The sequence below is a fragment of the Pseudolysinimonas sp. genome (assembly GCF_031389465.1).
Lineage (GTDB): Bacteria > Actinomycetota > Actinomycetes > Actinomycetales > Microbacteriaceae > Pseudolysinimonas_A.
Map to the genome: position 1 here is coordinate 1 of NZ_JANMSQ010000060.1, position 6,268 is coordinate 6,268.

Annotated in this window: 8 protein-coding genes and 1 pseudogene; all 9 read right to left on the minus strand. The window is 69.1% G+C overall.

Annotation, left to right across the window (positions count from 1 at the left end; translation table 11 throughout):
* Window positions 1–167 (minus strand): annotated as a pseudogene (locus tag RMO30_RS02340) (hypothetical protein); the annotation flags it as partial.
* A complete protein-coding gene (locus RMO30_RS02345) occupies window positions 164–1,705 on the minus strand; it encodes a PH domain-containing protein (protein ID WP_309708989.1) in 1,542 nt (513 codons plus the stop codon). The pseudogene RMO30_RS02340 and the gene RMO30_RS02345, both read right to left, overlap by 4 nt.
* Window positions 1,702–2,184, minus strand: coding sequence for a PH domain-containing protein (locus RMO30_RS02350; protein WP_309708993.1), 483 nt, complete (start codon window positions 2,182–2,184; stop codon window positions 1,702–1,704). Before RMO30_RS02350 ends, RMO30_RS02345 begins: the two co-directional genes overlap by 4 nt.
* Complete coding sequence (locus RMO30_RS02355) at window positions 2,181–2,660, minus strand: DUF3180 domain-containing protein (protein ID WP_309708997.1); 480 nt, start codon at window positions 2,658–2,660, stop codon at window positions 2,181–2,183. The genes RMO30_RS02350 and RMO30_RS02355 overlap by 4 nt, the downstream gene beginning before the upstream one ends.
* Window positions 2,657–3,154: a 2-amino-4-hydroxy-6-hydroxymethyldihydropteridine diphosphokinase gene (folK, locus tag RMO30_RS02360; protein ID WP_309709000.1), complete on the minus strand. Its 498-nt coding sequence runs from the start codon at window positions 3,152–3,154 to the stop codon at window positions 2,657–2,659. Before folK ends, RMO30_RS02355 begins: the two co-directional genes overlap by 4 nt.
* Window positions 3,151–3,546, minus strand: a complete 396-nt coding sequence (gene folB, locus RMO30_RS02365; RefSeq protein WP_309709011.1) for a dihydroneopterin aldolase — start codon at window positions 3,544–3,546, stop codon at window positions 3,151–3,153. Before folB ends, folK begins: the two co-directional genes overlap by 4 nt.
* The gene (gene folP, locus RMO30_RS02370) at window positions 3,546–4,337 is read right to left on the minus strand and encodes a dihydropteroate synthase (protein WP_309709003.1); all 792 of its coding nucleotides are present in this window, start codon (window positions 4,335–4,337) and stop codon (window positions 3,546–3,548) included. Before folP ends, folB begins: the two co-directional genes overlap by 1 nt.
* Window positions 4,334–4,909, minus strand: a complete 576-nt coding sequence (gene folE / locus RMO30_RS02375) for a GTP cyclohydrolase I (RefSeq protein WP_309709005.1) — start codon at window positions 4,907–4,909, stop codon at window positions 4,334–4,336. The genes folP and folE overlap by 4 nt, the downstream gene beginning before the upstream one ends.
* A gap of 7 nt (window positions 4,910–4,916) precedes the next feature.
* A partial coding sequence (gene ftsH / locus RMO30_RS02380) for an ATP-dependent zinc metalloprotease FtsH (protein ID WP_309709008.1) occupies window positions 4,917–6,268 on the minus strand: 1,352 nt, incomplete at its 5' end.

Genomic DNA, 6,268 nt, shown 5'->3' on the forward strand with positions numbered 1-6,268 from the left:
GGCAGCAACACGTCCGCACGCTCGCGGCCAGCAGCCGACACCGTGCTGATGCCGACGATCGCGTGACCGGCCCCGCCGAGTGCGGCGCCGAGCACCGGCCCGACCCGTCCGGCGCCGATGATGCCGATGCCGAGGCGTCCGCGCGCTGGAGCACCGGAGCGCGTCACTTTTCGCTCGAACGCCAGCGATGGCTGGTGTCGGTACCGGCCGCAGCGACGGCGGCAACCGCGGCATCCCGGAAGAAGCCTTCGGCGTCCTTCGCGTCGAGGGCGCCGAGGGCGGGCGAGATCGGCCCCGCGACGGTGTGCACGTGCACGTGCACGAGCCTCATGCCCCGGTAGATCGGGCCCTGCTCGATCGCGACACTCTGCACGCGCGGGGTGGGCACGATCGCGAGTTCCCGCCAGATGGCGCCGCGGCGCAGCAACACTGCGCCGGGGAGGATCGCGAACCCGTTCCGGCGCCAGGAGAACCAGCGCACCAGCGCGGCCCGGCGGGGGGAGGTGGTGAAGTCGGCGTCCGGTCCGCTGCCCGCGAGTCCGCGCTCGAGCAGCTCGCGCGTGTCACCACCGTCGGCGACGAGCCCCGGGAGCACCAGGTCCAGCACGCGGAACACGTCGTCGCGCGACCCGACCGGCAGTACGACGGTGTTCTGTTGCGCGCTTCCATCCGAGGACGTCTGGCGGGAGGCGCGGTTGATGCGAATCGTCCACCAGTCCGCAGGACGCCAGAAGATGCTCTGGCTGACGGCGACCGAGTGGATGCGCCCCGGAGGCACGGTCTCGTTGCGCGTCGACAGCAGGCCGTAGCCGATCCGCACACCGTCGGGAGTGGCCGCGATCGAGTACCGCAGAAACTTGAGCACCCGGTTGACCTGGTACGAGGCGAGACCGAATGCGATCGGGATGAGGGTGAAGAGCGTCCAGATCAGTTCGCCAAAGCCACCGACCGCGAACACCGTTCCGGTGATGGCTGCGGCGAGGATGATGAGGAGACTCAGCGTCGTGCCGCTCAACAGAGTCGACCCGATCAGCCGACCGGGGTGCATGCGCACGACCGATTCGGGGGGAGCGAGCGACGGGTCCAGCTCGGGGGCGAGCAGTTCCGACACGCGACGGTCGATCAGCGATCCGCTCGCTGCGCCCGCGCTGCTCGCGGCAGACCCGACTCGCGACCCGGAGGCGAGACGCAGGATGTCGCCGCGCAGCGCGTCGGACGCCGCATTGCCGAGGTAGGCGAGCGGCACGTTCGCATCCTGGCCCGCGACCTCGACCTCGAGCTTCGCCGTGCCGAAGATGCGCGCGAACAGTGGCCGTGCGATCGCAACGCCCTGGATGCGGTCGAGTCGCGCCTTGCGATGGGTGCGAAACAGGATGCCGCTGCGCACCTCGACGACCTCGTCGGTGATGCGGAAGGTGTGCATCCGCCAGGACACGTAGAACCCAGCGACGAACAGCAGCAGCACGCCCAGCAGCGCGGCCAGCCCGATCACTGCATAGCCGTTCTCGACGACGTAGCCGATCGGGTCATCCTGTCCGCAGTCCTCACCGGGCGGGCAGACCAAACCCGGCAGGAACCACTCGACGAGCCGTTCGCGCAGGTTGGCGATGATGATGCCGATGACGGCGATGAACCCCAGCCCGCCGCGCAACAGCGGGGTGAGCGGATGCAGGCGGTGCCACTCGCCGTCGGCGAGGCCGATCACAGTCCCGCCCGACGGCTCTCCGCAAGCTCCACGAGCCGGTCACGGAGGGTCTCGGCGTCGGTTTCGGGTAGACCGGGGATCGTGATGTGGCTCGTGGCCGCGGCCGTCACCAGCTTCAGTTCAGAGAGCCCGAACGCGCGGGCGATGGGGCCCCGGTTGACGTCGACTAGCTGCATGCGGCCGTACGGTACGGCTACGACGCGGAGGAACATGATGCCCTTGCGGAAGACCAGGTCGTCATCACGCAGCCGATAGCCGAGCGCGCGCACGCGGCGGGGCGTGAACGCGGCGATCAGCAGATGGAGCACCAGCACCGCCGCCGGAGCGATCAGCCATGCTGGCTCCCGGGTCACCCAGAACGGCACGGTGGCCCCGGCGGTGAAGATGATCGCCGACACGAGAATGCCCAGCAGGTCGACGACGACGTACTTGGGCGAGACCCGCTGCCAGTCGCCGGGAACGGGATCGATGGAGCTCACGTTTCCAGGCTACCCGCCGGGTCGGCGCCCCGGTCGTCGTCGCTGGGCGGCACGGTGCAGAGAAACTCGCCGACGAGACCCGCGACGAGCACGGCGATCGACCCCGCGAGCACTGCGAGTGAGCGCAACAGTGAGTCGGTGTTGAGCCCACCGCTACGGACCAGCAACTCGGCGAGCAGCCCCACCGCTGTGCCGCTCAGCAGCGCTCCCGCGAGACTCGACGCCTTCGCGAAGAGCACCACCCGAATCGCGTGGAACGGGTCGATACGCGTGCGCACGGTAGCCCGCGTCGCCCGACGGATCGGCACCGCAAGGGCGATCGCGATGCCGGCGATGAACAACAGGCTGAGCGCGAGGGTGTACTCAGGGCGGAACTTCGGCAGGCTGGCGGCCGCGAGGGCGACCTGGACGAGGAATCCCGAAGCCGCGCCGATGGCGACCAGGGTGACGAGAGTCGAGACCTTGGTTCGGGTCACCTGCCCTCCAGCGTCGCCAGAAGGTCGGCGATTCGGCCGTGTCCGGGAAGCACGGCCTCCGGTGCAACCTCGGCCCAGGGACGCAACACAAAGGTGCGTTCGTGGGCACGAGGATGCGGCAGGGTGAGGTCGGCGCTCGATGACTGCAGACCGGCGTAGTCGATGATGTCGAGGTCGAGAGTGCGGTCACCCCAGCGTTCGCCCCGCACGCGACCGTGCTCGCGTTCAATGTCGTTGAGCAGGCTCAGCAGGGCGCGGGGAGCGAGGGTCGTGCGCACCAGCACGACCGCGTTGAGGTAAGCGGGAGCATCCGGATCTTCACCGTCGGGCCGCACCGCAACGGTCTCGATGGGGCTCGAGATCGCGGTCACCTCGATGCCGTCGGCCTCCGCGAGCGCCCGAAGCGCCGCGCTGAAGGTTGCCGCCCGGTCGCCGAGGTTGCTGCCGATCGCGATGACGGCATCCGCCTCGATGCGACGCAACTGCACGTTCACGATCGGCTCCGCACGATGGTCACGCTGACGTCGTCGAACGGCACCGAGATCGGCGCGTTCGGCTTGTGCACCGTCACGACGACTTCGCGCACGGCCGGGAATGACAGAGCGACGCCCGCGACCCGTTCCGCGACCGTCTCGATGAGGTCGACCGGGTCACTCTCAACCGCGGCGACGACCTGCTCGGCCAACTCGCCGTAGTGAACGGTGCGGTCGAGGTCGTCGGTTGCGGAGGCGGGTGCGAGGGGCAACCGCACCGTGACGTCGAGCACGAAGAGCTGCCCGTCGCGACGCTCGTGCTCGAACACCCCGTGGTATGCCGTGGCTCGCAACCCGGTGAGCCGGATCTCGTCGAGTTGACCAGATGACGGTGGTTCGGCCGATGGCGGCATCACGACCGTCCCTCGCTCATGGCGGCGGCAACGTCGAGCGCGAGCCGCGTCGCCGGTACGTCGTGCACGCGCACCGCCCACGCCCCCTGCCGCGCGACGAGTGCCGAGATGACGGCGGTCGGCAGGTCGCGGTCTTCCATCGTGGCGTCGTCGGGCAACAGCGTGCCGACGAACCGCTTGCGCGAGGCACCAACGAGGATGCCGTGGCCGAGCGAGGCCAGTTCGTCCAGCTGACCCAGCAGGGCCCAGTTGTGCTCCGCCGACTTACCGAAGCCGAGACCCGGGTCGAGCACGATCTTCGCCGGGTCGACTCCCGCGACGACGAGTTCGGCGACGCGAGCCTTGAGTTCGGCCCGCACCTCCGCGACGACATCACCGAAGGTCGGGGCGACATCGGCTCCGCCGCGCCAGTGCATGACGACGTAGTGCACGCCGGTCTCGGCGACGACCCGTGCCATCCCCTCATCACCGAGCCCGCCCGACACGTCGTTGATGAGCTGCGCCCCCGCCTGCACTGCGGCGAGCGCCGTTGCGGCATTCATCGTGTCCACGCTCACCGAGACCCCCTCCTGGGAGAGGGCGGTGATCACCGGGATGACTCGTGCCTGTTCCTCGTCGGGGTCGACCTTCGCGGCACCGGGTCGGGTCGACTCTCCGCCGACATCGACGATCGCGGCGCCGGCATGCTGCAATTCCAGGCCTCGGGCGATCGCGACATCCATCTCGTCGAACTGCCCGCCGTCGCTGAATGAGTCGGGCGTGACGTTGAGGATGCCCATGATGATCGTCATGTGACGGCTCCGATCAGGGTGATCGCTTCGGCGCGTGCGGCGGGGTCGGACAGTGCCCCACGGCTGGCGACAGTGACCGTGGTGGAGCGGGTCTGCCGCGCGTCGCGTGCGGCAAGGCAGTCGTGTTGGGCGTCGAGCACGACGATGACGCCGCGCGGAGCGAGGCCTTCGTCGAGGGCGTCTGCGATCTGTTCGCCGAGGCGCTCCTGAAGTTGCGGTCGCGCGGCGAGGGTCTCGACGACGGTGCCGAGGCGGCCGAGCCCGACGACCTTGCCGCCTGGGAGATACCCGACGTGGGCGACACCGCGAAACGGCAACAGGTGGTGCTCGCACATCGACCGGAACTCGAGTCCGCGCAGCAGTACGAGGTCTCCCCGCTCACCGTCGCCGGCTGCATCCACACCGTCGCGCAGAATCGCAACCGGGTCGATGTCGAGACCGGCAAAGTACTCGGCGTACGCCTCCGCGACGCGGCGCGGGGTGCGCTGCAGGCCGGGGCGCGTCGGATCTTCACCGATTGCCGCCAGCAGCTCGGCGACGGCCGCCTCGATGCGGTGTGCGTCGACGGTCATCGCCGGGTCAAGCAGTGGCGATGCCGGGCGACTTGCGCGGGCGGGGGGTGCGGGTGGGTCGGGTCGGCTCCGACTCGACGCCGCCGTCAACGGCTCCCGGATCGACCGGCGCCTTGCTGGGCACCTTCACCGGCGGGCGGTCGCTCAGCGGACGACTCTTGCTCGACAGCCACTGCGGGCGTTCGGGCAGACGCTTGACCTTCGCGAACAGCTCCGCGAGCTGGATGTGGTCGAGCGTCTCCTTCTCGAGCAGCTCGCTGGCGAGTTTGTCGAGAATGTCGCGGTTGTCGTTGATGACCTTCCACGCCTCGTCGTGAGCCTGCTCGATGATCTTGCGCACCTCGAGGTCGACCTTCTCGGCGATCTCTTCGGAGTAGTCGCGCTGGTGACCCATGTCGCGACCGAGGAACATCTCGCCCTGCGACAGGCCCAGCCTGACGGCGCCGATGTCGGCGCTCATGCCGTACTCGGTGACCATCTTGCGCGCGATCGCCGTCGCCTTCTCGATGTCGTTCGACGCACCCGTGGTCGGGTCGTGGAAGACGATCTCTTCCGCGACGCGGCCGCCCATCGCGTAGGCGAGCTGGTCGAGCAGCTCATTGCGGGTGACCGAATACTTGTCTTCCAGCGGCAACACCATCGTGTAGCCGAGCGCGCGTCCGCGCGGCAGGATGGTGACCTTCGTCACCGGGTCGGTGTTGCGCATCGCAGCAGCCGCGAGCGCGTGCCCACCCTCGTGGTACGCGGTGATGAGCTTCTCTTTGTCGTTCATCAGGCGCGAGCGGCGCTGCGGTCCGGCCATGACGCGGTCGACGGCCTCATCCAGTGCCCGGTTGTCGATCAGCTGCGCGTTACTGCGCGCCGTGAGCAGAGCGGCCTCGTTGAGCACGTTCGCCAGGTCGGCGCCGGTGAAGCCCGGCGTCTTGCGGGCGAGCACCCCGAGGTCGACCCCCTTCGCCATCGGCTTGCCCTTGGCGTGCACCGTGAGAATCTGCTCGCGGCCCTTCTGGTCGGGCGCGTCGACACCGATCTGCCGGTCGAAGCGGCCCGGGCGCAGCAGCGCGGGGTCGAGGATGTCGGGGCGGTTCGTCGCCGCGATGAGGATGACGTTCGTCTTGACGTCGAAGCCGTCCATCTCGACCAGCAACTGGTTGAGGGTCTGCTCGCGCTCGTCGTGGCCGCCGCCCATTCCGGAACCGCGGTGCCGACCGACAGCGTCGATCTCGTCGACGAAGATGATCGCCGGCGAGTTCTGCTTCGCCTGCTCGAACAGGTCGCGCACGCGGCTGGCGCCGACGCCCACGAACATCTCCATGAAGTCGGAGCCCGTGACGGAGAGGAACCCGACGCCCGCCTCGC

Excerpts from the sequence above, each read along its gene's own strand:
- folE (WP_309709005.1), bottom strand. The coding sequence starts at position 4,909 with ATGACCGTCGACGCACACCGCATCGAGGCGGCCGTCGCCGAGCTGCTG.
- folP (WP_309709003.1), bottom strand. The coding sequence starts at position 4,337 with ATGACGATCATCATGGGCATCCTCAACGTCACGCCCGACTCATTCAGC.
- folB (WP_309709011.1), bottom strand. The coding sequence starts at position 3,546 with ATGCCGCCATCGGCCGAACCACCGTCATCTGGTCAACTCGACGAGATC.